This window comes from Ekhidna sp., assembly GCF_963691765.1.
Lineage (GTDB): Bacteria > Bacteroidota > Bacteroidia > Cytophagales > Cyclobacteriaceae > Ekhidna.
Genome location: NZ_OY829375.1, coordinates 2,072,344 through 2,094,087, shown reverse-complemented (window position 1 = coordinate 2,094,087; position 21,744 = coordinate 2,072,344). Strand labels below are relative to the sequence as shown.

14 protein-coding genes are annotated in these 21,744 nt (G+C 39.4%); 9 read left to right on the top strand and 5 right to left on the bottom strand.

The genetic code is table 11. The features are described from left to right. Positions 1 to 13: 13 nt before the first annotated feature. The gene (locus tag ACY650_RS09575) at positions 14 to 1,666 is read left to right on the top strand and encodes a hypothetical protein (RefSeq protein ID WP_462254130.1); all 1,653 of its coding nucleotides are present in this window, start codon (positions 14 to 16) and stop codon (positions 1,664 to 1,666) included. Further along, a complete protein-coding gene (locus tag ACY650_RS09570) occupies positions 1,667 to 3,211 on the top strand; it encodes a DUF5723 family protein (RefSeq protein WP_462254129.1) in 1,545 nt (514 codons plus the stop codon). 2 nt (positions 3,212 to 3,213) lie between these two features. On the opposite strand, the gene radA is transcribed toward ACY650_RS09570, so the two are convergent. Further along, positions 3,214 to 4,569, bottom strand: coding sequence for a DNA repair protein RadA (gene radA, locus ACY650_RS09565; RefSeq protein ID WP_462254127.1), 1,356 nt, complete (start codon positions 4,567 to 4,569; stop codon positions 3,214 to 3,216). Between the two features lie 52 nt (positions 4,570 to 4,621). On the opposite strand from radA, the gene ACY650_RS09560 reads away from it, so the two are divergent. Genes ACY650_RS09560 through rpiB form a run of 3 tightly spaced genes read left to right on the top strand, consistent with a single transcriptional unit; the run spans position 4,622 to position 7,156 of the window. Continuing rightward, on the top strand, positions 4,622 to 5,896 hold the full coding sequence (locus ACY650_RS09560) for a serine hydroxymethyltransferase (RefSeq protein WP_462254125.1): 1,275 nt from the start codon (positions 4,622 to 4,624) through the stop codon (positions 5,894 to 5,896). A gap of 3 nt (positions 5,897 to 5,899) precedes the next feature. After that, on the top strand, positions 5,900 to 6,721 hold the full coding sequence (gene tatC, locus ACY650_RS09555; protein WP_462254123.1) for a twin-arginine translocase subunit TatC: 822 nt from the start codon (positions 5,900 to 5,902) through the stop codon (positions 6,719 to 6,721). Positions 6,722 to 6,727: 6 nt separating this feature from the next. Next, positions 6,728 to 7,156, top strand: a complete 429-nt coding sequence (gene rpiB / locus ACY650_RS09550; protein WP_462254121.1) for a ribose 5-phosphate isomerase B — start codon at positions 6,728 to 6,730, stop codon at positions 7,154 to 7,156. Here rpiB and ACY650_RS09545 read toward each other — a convergent pair. Continuing rightward, positions 7,146 to 8,465, bottom strand: a complete 1,320-nt coding sequence (locus ACY650_RS09545; protein ID WP_462254119.1) for a hypothetical protein — start codon at positions 8,463 to 8,465, stop codon at positions 7,146 to 7,148. The two genes, rpiB and ACY650_RS09545, sit on opposite strands and share 11 nt — an antisense overlap. Before the next feature lie 151 nt (positions 8,466 to 8,616). Here ACY650_RS09545 and rbfA point away from each other — a divergent pair, with 151 nt between their 5' ends. The 4 genes from rbfA to ACY650_RS09525 all read left to right on the top strand — a co-directional run bounded on the left by rbfA (position 8,617) and on the right by ACY650_RS09525 (position 14,518). After that, positions 8,617 to 8,979, top strand: a complete 363-nt coding sequence (rbfA, locus tag ACY650_RS09540) for a 30S ribosome-binding factor RbfA (RefSeq protein WP_462254117.1) — start codon at positions 8,617 to 8,619, stop codon at positions 8,977 to 8,979. Continuing rightward, positions 8,976 to 10,202: an ABC transporter permease gene (locus ACY650_RS09535; RefSeq protein ID WP_462254115.1), complete on the top strand. Its 1,227-nt coding sequence runs from the start codon at positions 8,976 to 8,978 to the stop codon at positions 10,200 to 10,202. The genes rbfA and ACY650_RS09535 overlap by 4 nt, the downstream gene beginning before the upstream one ends. A gap of 81 nt (positions 10,203 to 10,283) precedes the next feature. Then, positions 10,284 to 13,196, top strand: a complete 2,913-nt coding sequence (locus ACY650_RS09530; protein ID WP_462254113.1) for a DEAD/DEAH box helicase — start codon at positions 10,284 to 10,286, stop codon at positions 13,194 to 13,196. A 77-nt stretch (positions 13,197 to 13,273) separates the two neighbouring features. Beyond that, positions 13,274 to 14,518: an aspartyl protease family protein gene (locus tag ACY650_RS09525; RefSeq protein ID WP_462254111.1), complete on the top strand. Its 1,245-nt coding sequence runs from the start codon at positions 13,274 to 13,276 to the stop codon at positions 14,516 to 14,518. Between the two features lie 26 nt (positions 14,519 to 14,544). Here ACY650_RS09525 and ACY650_RS09520 read toward each other — a convergent pair whose 3' ends face one another. From ACY650_RS09520 to ACY650_RS09510, 3 genes are read right to left on the bottom strand one after another with little or no spacing between them, the layout of a single operon-like run. Beyond that, entirely contained in the window at positions 14,545 to 19,692 is a 5,148-nt protein-coding gene (locus ACY650_RS09520; RefSeq protein ID WP_462254109.1) for a T9SS type A sorting domain-containing protein, read from the bottom strand. A 5-nt stretch (positions 19,693 to 19,697) separates the two neighbouring features. Continuing rightward, on the bottom strand, positions 19,698 to 20,618 hold the full coding sequence (locus tag ACY650_RS09515) for a hypothetical protein (RefSeq protein WP_462254107.1): 921 nt from the start codon (positions 20,616 to 20,618) through the stop codon (positions 19,698 to 19,700). A 7-nt stretch (positions 20,619 to 20,625) separates the two neighbouring features. Next, positions 20,626 to 21,675, bottom strand: a complete 1,050-nt coding sequence (locus tag ACY650_RS09510; RefSeq protein WP_462254105.1) for a right-handed parallel beta-helix repeat-containing protein — start codon at positions 21,673 to 21,675, stop codon at positions 20,626 to 20,628. Between the last annotated feature and the right edge of the window lie 69 nt (positions 21,676 to 21,744).

The following is a 21,744-nucleotide window of genomic DNA, read 5'->3' as shown; positions in this document are numbered from 1 at the left end:
CAATTTGTCAGCGGTGAAAAAATTTGTGTTCATAATAGTCTCCGCATCTTTAATTGCATCCTGCAACGTAGGTGAGCTGGAGTTTGATAATCTAGAGGTGACCCCGATCACGGGAGTTTTTAGTTTCCCTTTGGGGGAATCTACCTATATAATGCGTGATTTGGTAGCAAATCAAACCGGAGACTCGCTAAGCTTTCAGGAAGATAGTACATCACTATACACACTCCTTTATTACGACACTATAACATATAGTACTCCAGACGATCTCGTTCAAATCGATGACATCAATTTCAGCGGCGCAATTGGTACTATCCCTACTGCAGTAGGTCCTGGAACTGTCAACCTCGGAGATTCTTTTGAAATAAGTTACGATCCTCAAGAAAATGAAGAACTAGATTCTGTGTTTTACGAGTCTGGTGATCTAACAATTACCACCACCTCAACAATTGCAGGAGATGTAGCTTATACATTTACTATAGCTAATACAACCAATGTCAACAATGGTAATCCTATTACCGTAACAGGCAATATTTCAAATGGTGGTACAGACATGCAAACAAGATCTTTGATAGGTCATAAAACTGTACTTACCGATCCTAGTGGAAGTAATGCGTTAGCTGTAGATTTAGATGCTGTGGTAACCCTCTCAGGTATGCAATCTTTGGCAGGCACCGAGACATTATCATTCGACCTTACATATGGAAATCAAAGTTTTAGTTTGATCTATGGTAAGTTTGGACAAGATACAATTCAGGTAGGTGATCAGTCAATTGAAATTGACTTCTTTAGCCAGACTGCAAGAGAAGGTATAACATTTGGTAACCCTAGCATAACTTTTGATTTTAGAAATTTATTTGGTGTACCAATTGGAATTGATTTTGAGGGAGTTTTTGGAGATGATGGTGCAGGTGGAAATCAGGTATTCCTTACTGGTGACATTGTAAGAAATGATCCAGTGATAGAAGGCTCTCCTCTTGATAGCCCAACACCTACTACTCCAGGTGATATAGCTCAAACCATAGTTGAAATCAACAGAGACAATTCAAACCTTGTTCAACTATTATCCCAATCGCCTGAAAGGCTAGTTTTTGATGTTGCCGGCATATCCAACCCAGAAAGTACAACTGCAGGTAATTATTTACAACCTACTAGTTCAATCACTGCCAACGTGACACTTGAGGTTCCTATGGAAGTACAGTTTGTTAATTTCCAAGAAGAAGGATCTTTCGGATTAGGTGATGGTCTAGATCTAAGCAATGTTGATTCAGCTTTTATTCGACTTGTTTCCAACAATGAATTGCCCTTTAGCGGTGCAGTTAACCTAGTTGTCCAAGACGCTGATAGTGTGAATTTATTCCCTATCACGGATACAACTGATCCTCAATTCGATCAAGAACAACTCGACAGGTTTACTAACATTCCAGTAATTAAAGCACCATTAATCAATTTCAATGGTGAGGTGACAGACCCAAGTGGCGCAACTGAAGATATTGCTTTAACTAAGGAAGAAGTAGAATTAATAAGTGGCGCTTCTCATATAATTATAACAATGGTTTTAAATACACCTGTCACACAAACATCAAGGGAAATCTATGTAAAGATTCTTGCTGACTACACACTAAGCTTAAAAGTCGGGATAGGCGGCAAGTTCAATTTAGATCTATAGATGAGGAAATTCGCTACCACCATATTACTACTAACCTGTGTTTTTAGCCTAAAGGCTCAAACGAGTGTCTCGTTTCAGCACTTAGGTAATGCGACATTTCAAAACAATCTCATTAATCCTTCATTGATACCAGAGGGAAAGTTTTTTCTTGGTTTACCCGTACTTTCCGGGCTACATGTGAATATGAATAATAAATTCAGTTATAATGAAGGGTTCACGGTAGAAAGTGATAGAACCTTAATAGATGTTCCTAAAATTATAGGGAATCTTCAAAATCAAAATACAGTAACCGCAAAGGCCGGGATTAATCTACTCCATGTTGGCTATAAGCTGAAATCTGGTGCTTTGTTAAGTTTCGTGGCCAATGAACGAGTAGAAGCTGATTTCTTGTATCCAAAGGAAGTGGTGGAATATGTTTTCACCGATGGTAATAATGAATTTTTAAATCAAGATGTGAAGATCTCTAAGGTTGGACTGATCGCACAACACTTCAGAGAATTTGGTCTTGGCATCGCAGCTCCGATTAACGAACAGCTCACTGTGGGCTTAAGAGGTAAATTCCTGGTAGGTTTTGCTAATGCAAGTCTCGCAGGAAATACAACTGCGATATTAAACTCAAATGGTGAAGCATTTCAAATTGACGCAGAATGGGAAAATGCAACTCTGCGCACCTCTGGATTTGATATTTACGATGAAACTGAGGGAGATCTTGGGTCCCATTTAGTCATGAATGGCAATACTGGTTTAGCATTAGATATTGGAGGAACCTATAAACTCAATAGGTATTATACGCTGACTGGGTCTATAGTTGATTTAGGATACATTAATTGGAAAGAAAACATCAAGAGCTATACTTTAAATGACACTTCATTCAACTATAGTGGAGTGAATCTTGAAGAATTGGACAATATTCAACAAACCTTAGAGGATTCATTATTTAGCAAATTTGAAACAACAGATACGTTCGAACCATATAGAAGTTGGCTGCCCGTTACCGCCTATGGAAGTTGGATCTATCATTACAGCCCAAAGACCGACATCTATGTAACAGTAGGATCGCGATGGATTCAGCGCCAATTTAAAATGATGTATGGTGGTGGAGTCACTCAAAAATTTGGCAAAGCCTTTACTGGTTCAATAAGTGTAACGAAACTTCCGCAACAGTTTTTTAATGCTGGGGCAGCTTTTGCAGTCAAAGGTGGACCTGTTCAAATGTACATGGCTGTCGATCATCTGATAAATTTTTCAATACCTGATGCTAAAGCCATCGATTTCCGTTTTGGTATAAGTTTCGCCTTTCAAGGAAGGCAAGAGCAAGCGACTAGTGGACTTTCCAGAACACCAATTGCAGGTGCTAAAGGACTCGACACAAATGTATTTCTTGGTAAAAAAGTCAAGACCAAAAAGCGTGATGGAATTTATTCCATTATCAAAAAACAAAAACGTCGAGAGCTTAAGAATAAGCGAACAAAAGCCAAAGACGATGTTCAGAAAAAGAGTCTGAATGGCAGAACCGGAAAGAAGAACACTAAAGGCGGAGAATAATCTTAAAATAACTGCCTAAAAGCTTCACTTAACTTAGAAAAAGAATGAACCTTGATCTTAAATTGGTCAAGGTCTTTTGCTTTTAAGTTGTGTTTAGAGATGTAGACTTCGTTGAATCCTAACTTCTCAGCCTCATTTATTCGATTCTCAATTCTATTTACCGGCCTGATTTCTCCTCCCAATCCAATTTCTGCAGCAAAGCAAACGTCTTCTCCTAGAGGTGCATCCTCGAAAGATGAAAATATGGCTGAACAAATCGCTAGATCAAGTGCAGTATCCTGTACCTTAAGCCCTCCAGCAATGTTTAAGAATACATCTTGCGTGCTTAATCTAATACCAAGTCTCTTCTCCATTACTGCGAGCAGCATGGTCAGTCTTTTATAGTCGTACCCTGTAGTGCTTCTTTGAGGATTGCCATAACTTGTAGGACTTACCAATGCTTGAGATTCAAGAATTAAGGGACGATTGCCTTCTAATGTTGCACCCAGTGCAATTCCACTTAACCCAGGATCCTTGGGCGAAATAAGAATCTCAGATGGATTAGTGACCTCCCTGAGGCCATCTGCATTCATTTCGAACATGCCAAGCTCAGATGTTGATCCAAATCGATTCTTAATCGTCCTTAAAATACGATACGAAAGGTGCCTGTCACCTTCAAATTGCAATACAGTATCAACCATATGTTCCAAGACTTTGGGTCCAGCTATGGCACCATCTTTATTCACATGTCCAATAAGGAAAACAGGAATTCCTTTTTGCTTGGCAAATTTCATTAACTGACCTGTACATTCCTTGACTTGCGAGATAGATCCAATAGCAGCCTCAATACGATCAGAGTGAAGCGTCTGAATGGAATCAATAATTAAAATATCTGGAGCTAAATGCTCCGCTTGCTTTAACACTTGAGAAAGGCTAGTCTCAGCATATAAAAAACATTGTTCTGCAGTAGATCCAATCCGCTCAGCCCGCATTTTGATTTGCTGCGCACTTTCCTCACCAGAAACGTACAAAGTTTTTTGAGGCAACCTGATTGCCATCTGAAGCATAATTGTAGACTTACCTATGCCTGGCTCACCACCAACCAAAACCAAAGAACCAGAAACGATACCTCCACCCAATACTCTGTCTAACTCAGAGATTCCGGTTGTAAGCCTTTCCTTACTTTCTTCATGATTTGCATCGCGAATGTTGATAGGTTTACTTCTTTCGGAAGAAAATTCTACTGGAGCAGACGCTGATTTTGAAACTACCTCCTCTACATAAGTGTTCCATTCTCCACAGGAGGGACATTTTCCGACCCATTTTGCAGATTCAGTACCACAAGATTGACAATAAAAGACGGTTTTAGTTTTAGCCATAATTGATGAGGATTAAGGCTAAGATATAAACTGTCTCATATAATTTTACGGCATGCAAAAAGATCAGAAAATTTTCGACCTAATCCAGGCTGAGGAGAAGAGACAAATAGAAGGAATTGAGCTGATAGCCTCAGAAAATATTGTTTCACCCCAAGTGCAAGAAGCGGCAGGTAGTGTCCTTACCAATAAGTATGCTGAAGGGCTACCCGGCAAGAGATATTATGGAGGATGTGAAGTTGTAGATGAGATTGAAAATCTAGCTAGGGAAAGAGCGAAAGAACTTTTTGGTGCAACATGGGCAAATGTCCAACCGCACTCTGGTGCACAAGCTAACGCAGCTGTAATGCTCGCATGTCTAAATGCTGGCGATGAGATATTGGGTTTTGATCTGTCACATGGTGGACACCTCACGCATGGATCTGGAGTAAACTTCTCAGGAAAACTTTATAAGCCAAATTTCTACGGCGTAGATAAAGAATCTGGGTTAATTGACTATGATCAACTAGAGAAGGTAGCAAGGGAAAAAAATCCCAAAATGATTATTTGTGGTGCTTCAGCATATAGCAGGGACTGGGATTATGAACGGTTCAGAGCAATAGCTGACGAAGTTGGAGCTATTCTACTCGCCGATGTTTCACACCCATCTGGACTTATTGCAAGAGGTTTTCTTAACGACCCATTAGAATATTGTCATATTGTTACTACGACCACTCATAAAACATTAAGAGGTCCTAGAGGCGGATTGATTTTGGTAAGAGATGATATTGAAAATCCTTGGGGCATTACCACGCCTAAAGGAGTCGTTCGAAAGCTTAGTTCCTTACTAGATTCCGGAGTATTCCCAGGAACACAAGGAGGTCCATTGGAACATATCATTGCAGCTAAAGCTGTTGCCTTCGGAGAAGCGTTGTCTGATGAATATATGAACTACCTAGTTCAGGTAAAAAAGAATGCAGCGGTGATGGCAGATGCGTTTGTGAAGAAAGGTTACAATGTAATCTCAGGAGGCACAGACAATCACTTGATGCTGATCGATCTTCGTACAAAAGATATCACTGGAAAGGATGCCGAAAATGCGCTTATCAAAGCGGATATTACAGTGAATAAAAACATGGTTCCTTTTGATGATAAAAGTCCTTTCGTAACCTCTGGAATGCGAATAGGAACCCCAGCAGTAACTACTCGAGGAATGGTAGAAGCTGATATGGTCAAAATTGTTGATCTAATCGATTCAGTAATTACGAATAAAGATGATGAAGGGAAAATTGCAGAAGTGAAGTCCGAAGTAAATAATTGGATGTCTGGATTTCCGCTATTTAAGGCCTAAACTATGCCACTTGATCAAATACCGGATGATAAAGAGATGTCTTTTTTAGACCATCTCGAAGAGCTGAGATGGCACATCATACGTTCATTAATTGCAATTGTAGTATTTGCGATTGCTGCTTTTGTGGCTAAAGATTTTGTTATTGGAACGGTGATATTAGGCCCATCTCAGACTGACTTCTGGACGTATCAAAAACTTTGTCAACTATCTGAAATAATCAACACGCCAGCTCTTTGCATAGATACCTTAACTTTTGAGCTAGTAAGCAGAAAATTGAGCAGTCAATTTATGACTCACGTATCGGTTTCCTTTTTTGTGGGGCTAATAGTCGGATTCCCATATTTATTCTGGGAAATCTGGAGATTTATAAAACCTGGACTTAGACCAAAGGAGCGAAAAGCATCAAGAGGTGCTACTTTTTCTGTCAGTGTATTATTCATACTCGGAGTCTTATTTGGATACTTCCTTATTGCTCCAATTTCGGTGAGGTTCTTTTCAACCTATCAGGTTGATCCATCCTTGCAAAACTTGTTTGATCTTTCATCATACATCAGCACTGTCACGATGATTGTATTTGGTTGTGGTGTCTTATTTCAATTACCCGTGGTGGTTTACTTCCTTACACGAGCAGGCATTGTAAGTTCTGCCTTAATGAAAGCTTATAGAAAACATGCAATCATTGTAATTTTGGTTTTGGGAGCGGTAGTTACTCCACCAGACCCATTTAGTCAGATACTTATAGCAATGCCTCTTATGCTGTTGTATCAAATGAGCATTGTAATAGCTAAAAGAATAGAACGAAGAGAAGCAAAACAGAATCAATAGTTAACTATGAATATAGCAATAGGTGGCGATCATGCCGGATTTCAGTATAAAGAAAGGATCATCAAACACTTGGAAAGTCAAGGTCATACAATCAAGGATTTTGGACCAAATAGTGATGATTCTGTCGATTATCCAGATCATGTTCATCCTCTTGCCAAGTCTGTTGCATCTAACGAATGTGATTTAGGGATACTGATTTGTGGTAGCGGAAATGGGGTCGCTATGACCGCCAATAAGCATGATAATGTAAGAGCTGCACTCTGCTGGAATACGGAACTTGCAGCACTTGCGAAGCAACACAACAACGCAAACGTCATTTGTCTTGCAGCACGGTTTTTAGCTTATGAGTATGCGGAAAGTTTAGTTGACACTTTTGTTTCTACTGACTTTGAAGGTGGGCGCCATCAAAGAAGGGTTGACAAAATCAATTGCTAATCTTACTGTATTTATTACCTCCAGTATTTCTATAGTTGGTTGAAAGGTTTGGAAACCTATCCTCTAAACGTGGCATAATGCCAACAATATCAATAATCAGGTCAGGATCTGTTTTTTGAAATAACTTATAAAGCTCTCCGGAGGACTCATAGTAATCAATCCCTTTGAATGCAATGTCAGTCAGATGAGCATCGAAACAAGGAGTACTAATTGGGGACTCTTTATAAAACCCTAAATCACTACCCAGAACCATCGTCTTTCCCTCATCTGATGCTTGAGCTCCCTCTACAACTAACGATGATGTTAGAGATGTGTACGAATAGCCTGAATGTATGAGTACTCCTACAATCATTATTACTGGCATAATGAACCTAAATATTCTTCTCCTAACAAGCATCATGTAGTGGGTCCAGAAATATGCGATTACAGGAATAAAATAAACCAACTCAAGAAGTGATTTTTCATTGGACAAAAAGAACGTAGCTATAGCTCCGAAAAAGACTAACCAAATGACCTGCTGGATCTTTTGTTGAAAATTGGTAAGCCTTGCAGAACCCCAAGTTTTAATGACGGACAATAGAAAGATAGATATAAATCCGGCCGTAATTATTAATGCATCTACTATCCCTATTGAAGAACTTGCATCCATTAGAAAATTTTGAACCAGGTAGCTATCAATGAATGTTAGCAGATCTCCGCGCCAATAGAAGTAGAGTGCACACATTGAGAAAGCGAGCAGGAAACTAAATAAATACAGCGCCAGCCTTCTCAGAACAGCAGTAGAAAAAAGTATGAGAGCAACCAAGAAAACAAGGAAGAAAACAACAGCTGGTAAGTAAATCATTGTTGCCACTCCAATAAAAATTCCAGAATTGAGGAAAAGCTCGTCCGTTACTTGATTGTCAATTCTTCTTAAAACATTTCTAAGCGCAAGAAGGATAAATGTTAAGCTTAATAGCTGAGGGGATAGCGTCATGAAATCTGGAACCGACACCATCAAAATCATATACAAAAAAGCGGGCAAGTAGCCATTTTCATCATACGCTTTGTTTTTCAGCAGTAATTGATTGAAGACCCCTGCTTGAAAAATGATAATCAACGAACTAAATCCATAGTGTATGAATTCATTCCTGCCAAATAGCATTGTTAAATACTTGTAGACGAAAGCTGCTATTGGGCCCGTATAGTCAAATGTTTCGCTATACATGCTGAAGCCTTGGCTTAGCCAGTCTCCCAACAATAGCCACTTCAACTCGTAGTAGGACATTTCTGTGATGAAATAGCTCTGTACAAACCGAATTAAAACCATCAATATGAATATAATGGCCAGTCTATATGGGTCGTTTATTCTAAAAAATCGTAACAATAGCTCTCGATTTGAGGAAAGTAATCTGAATTACTTTTCGAAAATAGATTATTTAGCCAAACCCCTTAAGGAATATCTTCGGATATTTGCAATTATGGAAAGTAAGCGGCAGATAAAATACGGAAAGCAATTACAAAAAGACCTTGCAGGAATTTTTCAGCAAGATCCAACTCACTATTTCGGCTCTTCATTGGGGACCATTACAGAAGTCAATGTTTCGCCAGACTTAAGTTTAGCACGTGTTTATCTAAGTATATTCCCAATTAATAAAGCTGAAGAAGTCTTTAATAACCTTGATAATATTAAAAGCGAAATCAGGTTGAAGTTGGGTAAAAAAATTGGCAGCCAGGTAAGGATTATTCCTGAGTTAGCTTTCTTCCATGATGATACTGAAGAAAAGGCATCTAAGATTGATAATCTGATCAACAACTTAAATATTCCACCTTCCGAAGAATGAATTTTCCGTTCTTCATAGCACGTAAATATTTTCTTTCTGAGAAAAAGAAAAATTTCATTAATGTCATTTCAATCATTTCCATGGTCGTTGTAGCTATTGGGACCATGTGTTTGATAATTGCACTTTCGGTTTTTAATGGACTGGAAGGCTTATTGAGATCCATGTATGGAAATTTTGATCCTGATATTGTAATCACTCCTTCGGCAGGGAAATCTTTTGAATATGACTCAAGCTATGTAACTAAGATCAAAAATATCGAAGGCGTACTTGGCGCATCTGAAGTAGTAGAGGACAATGTCCTGGTTCAATACAAAGACGCCCAACGACTGGTCCGTATGAAAGGGGTTAGCAGAGACTTTGATGAGCACAGCGGTATTCGAAATGTTACCGTATCCGGACAATTCCCTTTAGTAAGAGATAGCATAGGATATGCGCTAGTAGGTAGAGGTGTTCAATATGATTTATCGCTTAGCTTACGAAACGACTTCTATGCTTTGCAAATGTATTATCCTAAAGATATTGGTCCGGGTGTAGTTGACCCTTCCAGAATGTATAATTCGCTCAATATTATGCCAGGAGGAATCTTTGCCATTGAGAAGTACTACGATGACAACTACATATTTGTACCCGTAGAATGGGCAAGAGATCTTTTGAGCTACGACAACCGCCTCACTTCTTTTGAGGTATATCTAGCCGAAGACGCTGGTGCATCCGAGATTAAAAAGGAAATACAAGCTTCTTTGGGTGATGCGTTTAAAGTACAACTTGGTGAAGAATTGCATAGTGATCTTTATAAGGTTTTGAAAATTGAGAAGCTCTTCGTTTTCTTAATCATGGTATCCATAATTGGTATTGCCTCAATTAATATCTTCTTTTCGCTTACCATGCTTGTAATAGAAAAGAAGAAAGACATTTCGATATTGTTCGCACAAGGAGCTACTCCAAAACTCATCAGGAAAATTTTCCTTTATGAAGGGTGTATAGTTGCATTCACTGGTGCCTCAATTGGTTTAGTTCTTGGCGTTGGCCTTACCCTTCTACAAGAGCACTTTGGTATCGTTGGAATGGGCGTAGATTCCTCAATTGTCAATAGTTATCCTGTTGAAATTGTAACAAGCGATGTTCTATTTACAGTTATCGCAATAATTGTAATCACTCTTTTAGCATCAATAAAACCAGCCATAAAAGCAGGAAATTCCTTCTCGACACATACTTTACAATAAGACTTCAAACTCTTAATATTTTATTGCCGTATTGGTATTAGATTTTTATTATTTTCGAAGTTTACCTGATTTTAAAAATCTGTGAAAGTATCACCCGACCAGCCATTTGAACTTATCTACTCGCTCTATGATCACGAGTACCTTGGATATCTAATTGAATCTTTTGTTGTCCAGCTGAATGACAAAGGTGAACTCAGCTATTCTCACCAAAATATCTCTTCAAAAAACGCTGAAGAATTCAGCTCTGTTCTGGATGAAAATGACTACCAAATCATAAAGCTGATGGATCAAATTCAGCAAGATCACGTAGCCCATCATTTTCAAAAAAAGAAGCAAAAACCTGAGGAGTTCTTCCTTAAAGTTTTTGATAAAGACAATGGAGATAAAATGCTTCAAGGCGAGATAGAAGCATATATTGAAAGACGGAGGTCTCAGATTCTAGCACTAATCGATGGAAAACGTCTTTTTGAAATGGGTAAGGACGGTGAGCCCGCTTGGAAGGAAATTGAGGTTGTAGATGAAAAAGCGACTGTACTTTTTCACTTTCGAAAGAATGAAGATAACACCCACTATTTTCCTACCGTCAAGCTTAAGGGTGAAAAAGTAGAATTCCTAAATAATGGGAGCTATCTGCTTTGCAAGGAGCCTGCATGGCTTGTAGCCAATGATCAGCTTTTTACTTTCCAAAAGCCTGTAAGTGGCGGTAAGTTCAAGCCTTTCCTAAATAAGAAGTTTATTCTCATCCCGAAAGATATTGAGGAGACCTACTATCAAAAATTTGTTGGGCCGCTTATTTCTGAGTTTGATGTATATGCTAAAGGTTTTGAGATAGTCACTCATAAGCCAAAGCCGACTCCTAAAATCACAGTGAGCGAACTTCAGACAAGTAGAGCTACTACGTTGTTTGATGAAGGAGGAAATGCCCCTGCCGTTGATAACGACAAGCTCTTACTAGAGCTATCCTTCGATTACGGCAAGCATAATTTCAATGCGGACAAGCTAAGCAAGGTTAGCGTATCAATGGAGAAGCAGAATGACAACTATACTTTCCATCGAATCAGCAGAGATCATGAAGGTGAAAAAGGCATCATTCAGCAACTTGCATCAAATGGTTTACAGCTAAGAAACTCTCGTGTCACATTGCCTAAAACAGCCGCTTTTGATTGGATAGGGAGAAATAGTGCGCTCCTCGAAGATTTTATAATTAAGCAAAATCAACAAGGAAAGAAGTTTTTTGTTGGTGAATCTACCATAGACTTGGAGGTAAATGAGGGTGTAGATTGGTTTGATTTAAAGGCCAAAATTCGATTTGGAGATTTCGAAATACCTTTCGAAGAGATCAGAAAATGCATTCTTAAAGGGAAAACTGAAATTATGCTTCCCAATGGAGAAATTGGCGTAATTCCAGAATCCTGGATCACTCGATACAAAGACTTATTCGCATTTTCTTCTGAAACTGCCGATGGCATTACTTTGAATAAGATCCACGTCTCGCTGGTGCAAGAACTTAAAGCAGGAGAGCTAGCTAAGGTTACGATGGATCGTAAGCTGGAAAAATTGCTGTCATTTGAAAAAATGGAAGACTATGCTGTGCCTCCTTCTTTTAAAGGTGACCTAAGACCTTATCAGCTAGCAGGATATAACTGGCTCAGATTTCTTGAAGATTACAATTTTGGCGGATGCTTGGCAGACGATATGGGTTTAGGAAAAACCATTCAAGCACTCGCCCTTTTACAGCATCAGAAAAATGAAAATCCTGGAAGCACCAGTTTATTGGTGATGCCCACTTCACTACTTTATAACTGGGAGATGGAGGCTAAAAAGTTCACCCCAGACCTTAAAATCCTAAATTATACAGGAATTAATCGGGTTAAGGATACCTCTAAGTTTTCAAATTATGACATAGTTATCTCAAGTTACGGGACCACCAGAGTAGACTCAGAAATACTTGCAGGATTCTATTTCAACTACATTATTCTTGACGAATCTCAGGCGATCAAGAACCCGGATTCACTAATTTCTAAAAAGGTAAGGGACCTCAAGTCTCGACGCAAACTAATACTCACTGGTACCCCGATAGAAAACAGTACACTAGACCTTTGGTCGCAAATGAGTTTTCTAAATCCAGGCCTTTTAGGCAACGAAACCTATTTCAAAAAAGAGTATCTAAAGCCGATAGAAAAGCAAAAGGATGAACATAAGACCAAGAAGCTAAACTCTTTGATCAAGCCATTCTTGCTGAGAAGGGAAAAGAGTCAAGTAGCAGATGATTTGCCAGAAAAAGTAGTCAATATCAGGTACTGCAAGATGTCTGAGGAGCAAAGAGAGGTTTACGAAAAGGAAAAAAATGCCTTTAGAAGCAAGATCATGGATGTAATCGAAACCGATGGAGTCGCTAAGTCTCACATGATCTTATTGCAAGGTTTAACTCAATTGCGCCAAATTGCAAATCATCCAAAAATGGTTGATGAAGACTACCTGCAAGGATCAGGTAAGCTTGAAGAGGTCACCTACATGATCGAAAACTCGATTTCAAATGGACATAAAGTCCTCATTTTTAGTCAGTTTGTAAAGCACCTGAAAATAGTTTCTGAGTATCTGGAGTGTCAAAAAATTCCATTCGCATATTTGGATGGATCTACAAAAGATCGTCAACATCAGGTAGAACGATTCCAAAACGACCCAGAGGTGTCAATTTTCTTGATTTCATTAAAGGCCGGCGGAACCGGACTCAACCTTACAAAGGCTGATTATGTGTTCTTATTAGACCCTTGGTGGAACCCTGCTGTAGAGGCTCAAGCGATAGATAGAGCGCATAGAATCGGGCAAACAAAAAAGGTTTTTGCATACAAATTTGTAAGCAAAGACACCATTGAAGAGAAGATCATAAAACTGCAAGAACACAAGCAGCAACTTGCATCAGATTTAATTTCCGTAGAAGAAAGTTTCGTAAAAAGCCTCTCTCAGCGTGATATTCAAGATCTGTTTGACTAATTTTTATAGTTCAAATAAGGGTTGGATTTTATCCATGTTGTTAGATGAGTGTATTTCGCTACATAAGAGACTTGCCTATGAAAAATCCAATCATAAGTCTGATTACATTCATTTTGGTCATCAACACATGCCTTTCTTCTACTGCCTCAGGGCAGAAGGAATTCGGCTTTAAAATGCCAAAAAAGACAAAAAGGATTGAGATTCCTTTTGAACAGCACAACAACCTTGTGGTTATTCCAGTGACTATAAATGGCTTTCTGACACTTAAGTTTATACTGGATACTGGTGTTGAGAACGCAATCATTACGGAGAAATTATATGCTGATATTTTAAATCTAAACTACCTCAGACAAATTACAATTGATGGTCCTGGACTCGTAGACTCAGTTGAAGCTTTTGTGGCGAATCAAGTCACTTTTGGGCTCCCTGGTGGGGTGATTGGCAAAAACATGAACGTTCTTGTCTTAAAAGAAGACTACCTAATGCTATCAGAGAATATCGGTGAGAATGTCTCGGGAATTATTGGATATGACATCTTTTCACGATTCGTTGTTGAGATAAACTATGACACGAATATTTTAGTACTTCATGATCCAAAGAGCTATAAAAAAGGTCGTAGAAAAGTTGAACTCCCTTTGGAAATAAAAGGCTCAAAACCCTTTATGCAGGCCACCATAAAGCAAGGAGATGAAACTGCGGCCTTAGATATTATGGTAGATACTGGAGCAAGTCATGCTGCACTTATTGACTATAACCACCTCACAGGTATTTCTCTACCCGAAAAGACCATAGAAACCAGACTAGGCAGAGGAATAGCAGGAGATATTCCTGGCTATTTAGGAAGAATTGATCAGGTCACAATAAATGATTTTGATTTTAGTGAAATGCTAGTATCTGCACCCTTTGAAGGTGCATACAATAAAGTAATTAAGCGTGGAGCTCGAATCGGAACTTTTGGTGGAGAATTATTGAATAGGTTCAATGTCACGTTTGACTATCAAAAAAGTAAAGTCTACCTCGTTCAAGGTCAGCGATATAATGACGCATTTGAGTATGATATGAGCGGGATGTCATTAAATACAGTAGGAAGTAATCTAGATACATTAGTCGTGGTAGATGTGCAAAAAGACGGACCTGCCTACCGGGCAGATATTCGAGAAGGAGATGTGATTTATATGATCAATGGAAGGACATTGAAATACAATTCACTTTCTGATATGTACGAATTGCTACAACGAAGGGACGGTAAGAAAATAAAAATCAAACTCTATAGAGATGGAGAAAAGAAGAAAATCGAGTTTCAATTGAAAAAGATCATCTAGTTCTCTCCATCCACGATTTCAAATAATTAATCTCTTACCAACACACGGAAACTGACTACATTTCCATCCTTGTCTTCTCGATCAAAGAACCTAAGAATGTAAATTCCTTCCTCGTAGCTTGTTACATCAATTTTGATTTGTCCATCGTAGCCATTTCTTAATTCTGATTGCCATTTCGTATTCCCCGAGAGGTCGATTAATTGAGCAGTAACATTATCAGATTTCAAATGTCTGTAGCTTATGTTAAGTACTTCGCTAGATGGATTTGGATATATCTCAAGGCTTTTAAAATAATCAAGAATAATACCCAAGACTGCTTCAATGGTGATATCAATACCATCTTCTGTAGCGAAAGCTTGGAGTTTAAAATTGGTATCGCTGACTCCTGCTTCACCTACTTCAAATTCAACTGCCGATGCATCATTCAACGGAATCCCTGGATATTCTACGAAAAATCTATAAATACCTTGTGGTAAAAACCCGAATTGAAATTCTCCATTGTCATCTGTTTCACCATAAGCGATAAGTTCAAATTCATCATCGTCTTGTCCTGTTCTTCCACCTGAACGTTTTCTTCGCAATCCACACTTTCTTTTTGCTGCTCTTCTTCTCGCATCAATCCGACCTGCATCATCACCAAAGTCTTCTTCTACTAGCACGTCCAATGATCCATCACCCTCAGTAAGCGGTGGAGGTACAGCAGTTACCTTAATTATAGCATTGTCATCAGCACGAAGTTCAAGAGTATCAGCTTCTTCCCAAAGAAAAGTATCTCCAAAATAACTGGCTATAAAAGCGTCCTTATCCTCCGGTTCTATTGCAATGAGGTAGTCGCCTAGTATGATCTCATTGAAGGTAAATTGAGCAGCTACTGACTCTAATCGACCGTCAGCTAGTGTATCAAATCCACCAGTTTCCTGTACTGCTAACAAGTACGCAGAAACATCCCCATCCAAAAGATTGGAATCGAAATCAGTAACATCTACACTAAGGTTTGCCGTTGCCCAAATGATCTGCGGTCCAACATCTATAGTTAAACCTGGGACAATCGTATTGGTAACCTCGACTCTAAATTCTCCCATATTATTAAAGTCAATATCAAGTATCTCAAGTGCATTCTCCTCGATATTGAATTCTGATCCTGAACTTATCAGCACATCGTTCCGATACCAGTCATAAATATTCGCAGTGCCACCCGTGGTGATATCGAGACCTGGATCTCCTAAATGGAATATTTTAATTGGCTCACCATCTAGTCCATCAAAATTTAAACTGGCTTGATTTTCATAGTCAAGATCTGAAATACCTATCAAAGGTTCTAAATCATCGAATTCAAGACTATTGTTTGAAACGTTAAGCGTTGAAATGGTAGTAGTTGAAAAATCCATCAAACGGGAAATTTCATTGTTAGACAAATCGAAACTCAGAATTGATGCAAGACCTCCAATAGCACTTCCTGTAAATGGATTGGGCATTTCTCCAATCGCACCTATATCGGCTAAATCCACTGTGGAAATTCTATTTCCAGAAGCATTAAAAGTCACCCGGTCCCAATCCCGAAAACGTGCTGTAGTCCAGTTTACGGTTTCAGTCCAATCATCACCATTCAGGCTTGTATAAATCTGCCTCAATGCTACAGAATCAGCCACAGTTTCAACATCAACAAGGGTTTTAACCGAAATAACGTTGGAATTTGCAGAAATCTCCGTTCCAAAATCTGCCCGAACTCTGTAGTAGTATGTTTCGCCGTACGCTAAATTGTCAACTGTTATACTCGTTGTATTCCCAACGTTCTGATCGCTATATCCGGCTATTAAATTCTCAAAAGAAATATCCGAAGCAAGGTCAAATATATAGCTCACGGCAGATCGGTCACTCCAAGATGCGGTGAATGACGAAGAAGTTAAATCTTGCGCCTCAAAGGCTACCGGAGGATTTAGGTTTGGTATGATTTCGAAAGCGGCGTCACTTTCATCACTCACTCCTTGCGTAGTATTCGCGATCTGGATCAGATTGTTAGAGCCTGGTGAATTTGGAACCGTCCAACTATAACTCCCCCCATACATCGAGAAGGTACCGTCATTCAAGATCGAGTAATTGCTGCCACCATCTGTACTCAATCGAATCTCAATAAGGTCTGTGCCTGGAATGTTTTCTTCTGTCCACGTGATCTCGTATGAATCTCCAGCTGTCAAGGTCTCCCCACCATTTGGCGTAACCACCGTAATGGATGGAGATGCTACTGCATTGATGGTGAAAATGGCGTTGCTCTCATCACTCACTCCTTGGGTGGTATTCGCGATCTGGATCAGATTGTTTGAGCCTGGTGAATTTGGAACCGTCCAACTGTAACTCCCTCCATACATGGAGAAGGTACCGTCATTCAAAATCGAGTAGTTACTACCTCCATCAGTGCTCAATCGAATCTCAATAAGGTCTGTGCCTGGAATGTTTTCTTCCGTCCAGGTGATCTCGTATGAATCTCCAGCTGTCAAGGTCTCCCCACCATTTGGCGTAACCACCGTAATGGATGGAGATGCTACTGCATTGATGGTGAAAATGGCGTTGCTCTCATCACTCACTCCTTGGGTGGTATTCGCGATCTGGATCAGATTGTTTGAGCCTGGTGAATTTGGAACCGTCCAACTGTAACTCCCACCATACATCGAGAAGGTACCGTCATTCAAAATCGAGTAGTTACTACCTCCATCAGTGCTCAATTGAATCTCAATAAGGTCAGTACCTGGAATGTTTTCTTCCGTCCAGGTGATCTCGTATGAATCTCCAGCTGTCAAGGTCTCCCCACCATTTGGCGTAACCACCGTAATAGATGGAGATGCTACTGCATTGATGGTGAAAATGGCGTTGCTCTCATCACTCACTCCTTGGGTGGTATTCGCGATCTGGATCAGATTGTTTGAGCCTGGTGAATTTGGAACCGTCCAACTGTAACTCCCACCATACATCGAGAAGGTACCGTCATTCAAAATCAAGTAGTTACTACCTCCATCAGTGCTCAATCGAATCTCAATAAGGTCAGTACCTGGAATGTTTTCTTCTGTCCAGGTGATCTCGTATGAATCTCCAGCTGCCAAGGTCTCCCCACCATTTGGTGTAACTACTGTGATGGATGGAGATGCTACCGCATTGATAGTGAAAATGGCGTTGCTCTCATCACTCACTCCTTGCGTGGTATTCGCAATCTGGATCAGATTGTTTGAGCCCGGTGAATTTGGAACCGTCCAACTGTAACTCCCCCCATACATCGAGAAGGTACCGTCATTCAAGATCGAGTAATTGCTGCCACCATCTGTACTCAATCGAATCTCAATAAGGTCAGTGCCTGGAATGTTTTCTTCCGTCCAGGTGATCTCGTATGAATCTCCAGCTGTCAAGGTCTCCCCACCATTTGGCGTAACTACTGTGATAGATGGAGCCATTGATTCTTCAATAGTAAAAACTGCGTCACTTTCATCCGTGATCGCCAGTGTAGTATTTGCAATCTGAATTAAGTTATTCGTACCAAGTGAATTCGGAACTGTCCAAGTATAACTGCCATTGTACATAGCAAATGTTCCATCATTAATGATAGAATAATTGCTACCACCGTCAGTACTTAATCTGATCTCAATTAAATCGCTCGTAGGAAATCCAACATTTGACCAGGTAATTTCAAAATCTTCACCTTCGGTAAGAGTTTCACCTCCATTTGGAGTAAAAACAGTGATAGCAGGAGTTGCTGCATCTATTGTAAAAGATTCTGTAAAATAAGGTCCCCAAGCGCCAGAAGCTTCTTTTGCTCGTACGCTTACAGTATGCGCTCCCACTGACAGCCCAGCAGTATTCACTGAGATTAACTCATCTATCATAGTCGCTGGCAAGGTTGCAGAAGCGGTAATAGCCCCACCAACTCCAGGATCCGAATCAAAGAAATATTCTACTTCGACTATTTGATCGACTCCACTTTGGTCATTGACCTCAACGAAGATCGTCTGTGAGGTAGAAGGACCCCATGCTCCATTTTGAAGCTTACCTCTTAAAAATAGGGTATGAAATCCAGTTGTTAAACCACTTGTAGCTAGTGATTCATTAGTAAAGATATTTGACGAAGAAGTAACCGAAATTGAAGTACCCAATCCCGCTCCAGGATCCACATCAATAAAGTATTCCAATTCTTCAATAATTACCACATCTCCATTGCCGACAGATGGCTCAACATATACAGTTGATGATGCTGTAGGACCCCATGTTCCATTCTGCAATTTTCCTCTTAAAAATACTGTATGAAATCCCTCCGAAAGACCTGATAAAGTCAAGCTTTCTACTGTACTTATATCCATCGATGATGCTACAGCTATCGGCGTAGCCATACCTAAACCAGGATCTGTATCTATGAAATATTCCAATTGCTCAACAATTACTACATCATCATATCCTACATTGGCTTCCACATATATGCTCTGTGACTGATAAGGACCCCAAGATCCATTTTGTAATTTTCCTCTTAAGAAAAATGTATGAAATCCTTCGTTTAACCCACTTGAACTTAATAATTGAGTGATAGAAACATTATCAGAAGGAGTAATCGAAATTGGAGTTCCTGCTCCATTCCCTGGATCATTATCAACGAAATATTCAAGCTCTTGCACCTGAACGATATCATTGAATCCGACAGAAGTATCAATGAAAAGAGCATAAGACTTATAAGCTCCCCATTTCCCAGTTTCGTCCTTAGCTCTTAGAAACAATGTGTGATACCCGTTAGATAACCCTGAAGTGTTAAGGTTTTGAGTAATTGAGATCGAACTTGAAGCAGAAATTGAAATCGGAGTAGCCATGCCTTCTCCCGGATCTGTGTCAATAAAATATTCCAATTCTGTAATGTTAGCATTGGAAGTGACTGCTTCTTCGATGAGAAATGTCCCCGACGACTGAATGCTTCTTAGTCCATTTACATCCTCAACGGTAATTACGAAACTGTGAAGGCCAAAGCTCAACGCTGAGGTGTTTATCGATATCGATTCATCAATTGCTGATGATGGTGTGAAAGAGGTAAATTCTTGTACGTCCACTGAAACACCATCCTTAAAAATCTCTACCGAAATCTTACTTAGGTTTTGTGCAGATGCCACTAACCCTATCAAAAGAAATATAGTTGTTATGATCTTTCTCATAGCAGTTAGTTTGAGGTGGCTTGAATTCGAATACTAATTCCTGATCCTGTAGTTCCAACAGCATTGTAGTCTAGTCCTGTAATTCTAGGAATGTGTGGGATCCCTGATAGTCTGTATACATCTTCTGGTTGAGCAGCAGGAAATCCAAATGCTCCCGATTCAGATCCTTCAGTCGAGGAAGTTAATCCTGGAGACCCGGCTTGCAGTTGAAAAAATTGATCTTGACCTTGAGCTGTTTCGAACAATAAGTTCCCCTCTGTATCCACCTTATTGCCAGCTATTCCATCAGTCGCAATTACAGGGGATTGTACCACCCTGGTAGAATTAACAATAGAATTGTCTATAGTAGAAGTATTAAGAGACAGGTTTCCGTCGTAAAATGTACAATAGTTGAAAGAAGCTCCGGCAGTGGTAACAGTAATCATATTTCCAGCACTTGGATAATTGAAAATGCTGTTTTCAAATGAGACCGAAGCACTTTGAATACTTATCGTGGATGACAGCAAACACTTAGCAAAGGAGATATTTGTTATTGAACTACCAATAGTAAAAGCTCCAGTAATCCTGCAAGCCTCAAATGATATATTGCTCTCATTGAAAGTAATTGCACCAATCTCCAAATTAGAAAATACAGAGGTAGAAGCTCCGGCATTCAAGGTCACGTTGCCAAGGGTAGATGAAGGAGCAAAGCCCAGACTTTGACCATAATATCCATTACCTATGAATGTCCTTGGACTGTTCAATGTAAAGTTTCCATAAGATCCAGAAGAGCTGACAACATAGATGGTATCATCGGCGACGGAATTAAGAATTCCATCAGTTATAGTAGTATAATCACCATGACCATTTTGATCAACTACTATGACAGCAGCACAGACTTCTTCCAGTCCTATAAGCAGAGCTATAGAAAAAAGTAGCTTCTTCATGGTTGACTTAATTTCCTGTTACTTCAATAGATGCATTGGCATCAGTGCCTTCAATAATGTTGGAAGGAAGATCAAATCTTCTAACTACAGGAAGAACCGAGCCTGATAGTTTAAATGGTGATGTTCCACCATCTACTCCAAGATTAGTACCATCCGTTCCTGCATTCTCTCCTGCGGAGCCACCATTAAGGTTGGGATCCAAGGTGTAATTGTATGTGATGGTATTTAATGGAAGGTTTACAAATGTTGGATCTGTAGTATCGATGTTCGAATCAAGACTAATATTGATCCCGGTAATACTTGAAAAAGCAAAGCCATTAGACAAATTGTTCTTGTAGAAAACATTTGTACTGTTTTGCTGTGAGCTAGGGTTTATGGTTACGTAAATATTGTTTGTTACTAAGCAATTAACCAATTGGAAATATGCAAACATTGACGAGCCACCAATATGTACGTTATGATCGAATGTAACACCTCCTGATAATACATAAGGACCTCTATAATTTACACTATTACTCAATGAAGAGAAAATGTTGTTAGAAACAATTATGTTCGCCTGATTTGTGACATTCAAGGTTATTGTGGGTGTAAACGTAGAAGCTACTTGAATTACATTCTGGCGGATCAATACATTTGTCAAGCTATTGATTCCAGTGTGCGTGATGTAGTTAATTCGATTGTTTTCGATAACTATATTGGTTAAAGATCCAGATGTATTCCCTAATGTAAGTACTCCTGTAATTTCAAGACCAATAAGCTTAGTACCACTGGCTACCGTTTGAATGACTATGTTTCCCATTTGACTTGTGAACGGAATCTCCATATCAGGATTGAAGCCAACGCCAATAATTGTAAGCGCTTTAGAAACAGTTATGTTACCGTAAGAAGATGAACTAGGAATTATCAATAAGGTATCACCTGCTGTGGCGTCACCGATAGCAGTTGAAAGACTTGTGTAAACTCCAGAAGGTGCATTTCCATTGTTATCAACCGTGATAACTGTTGCACTCGCATACAAGGAGGAAAAGAATAGGATTAAAATCAGTTTTGCTTTCATGGCAGACATATTTAGACGGTTTTATTTCAGGGATAAAACTAGATACTGCCTCAAGTCATATGAATACCG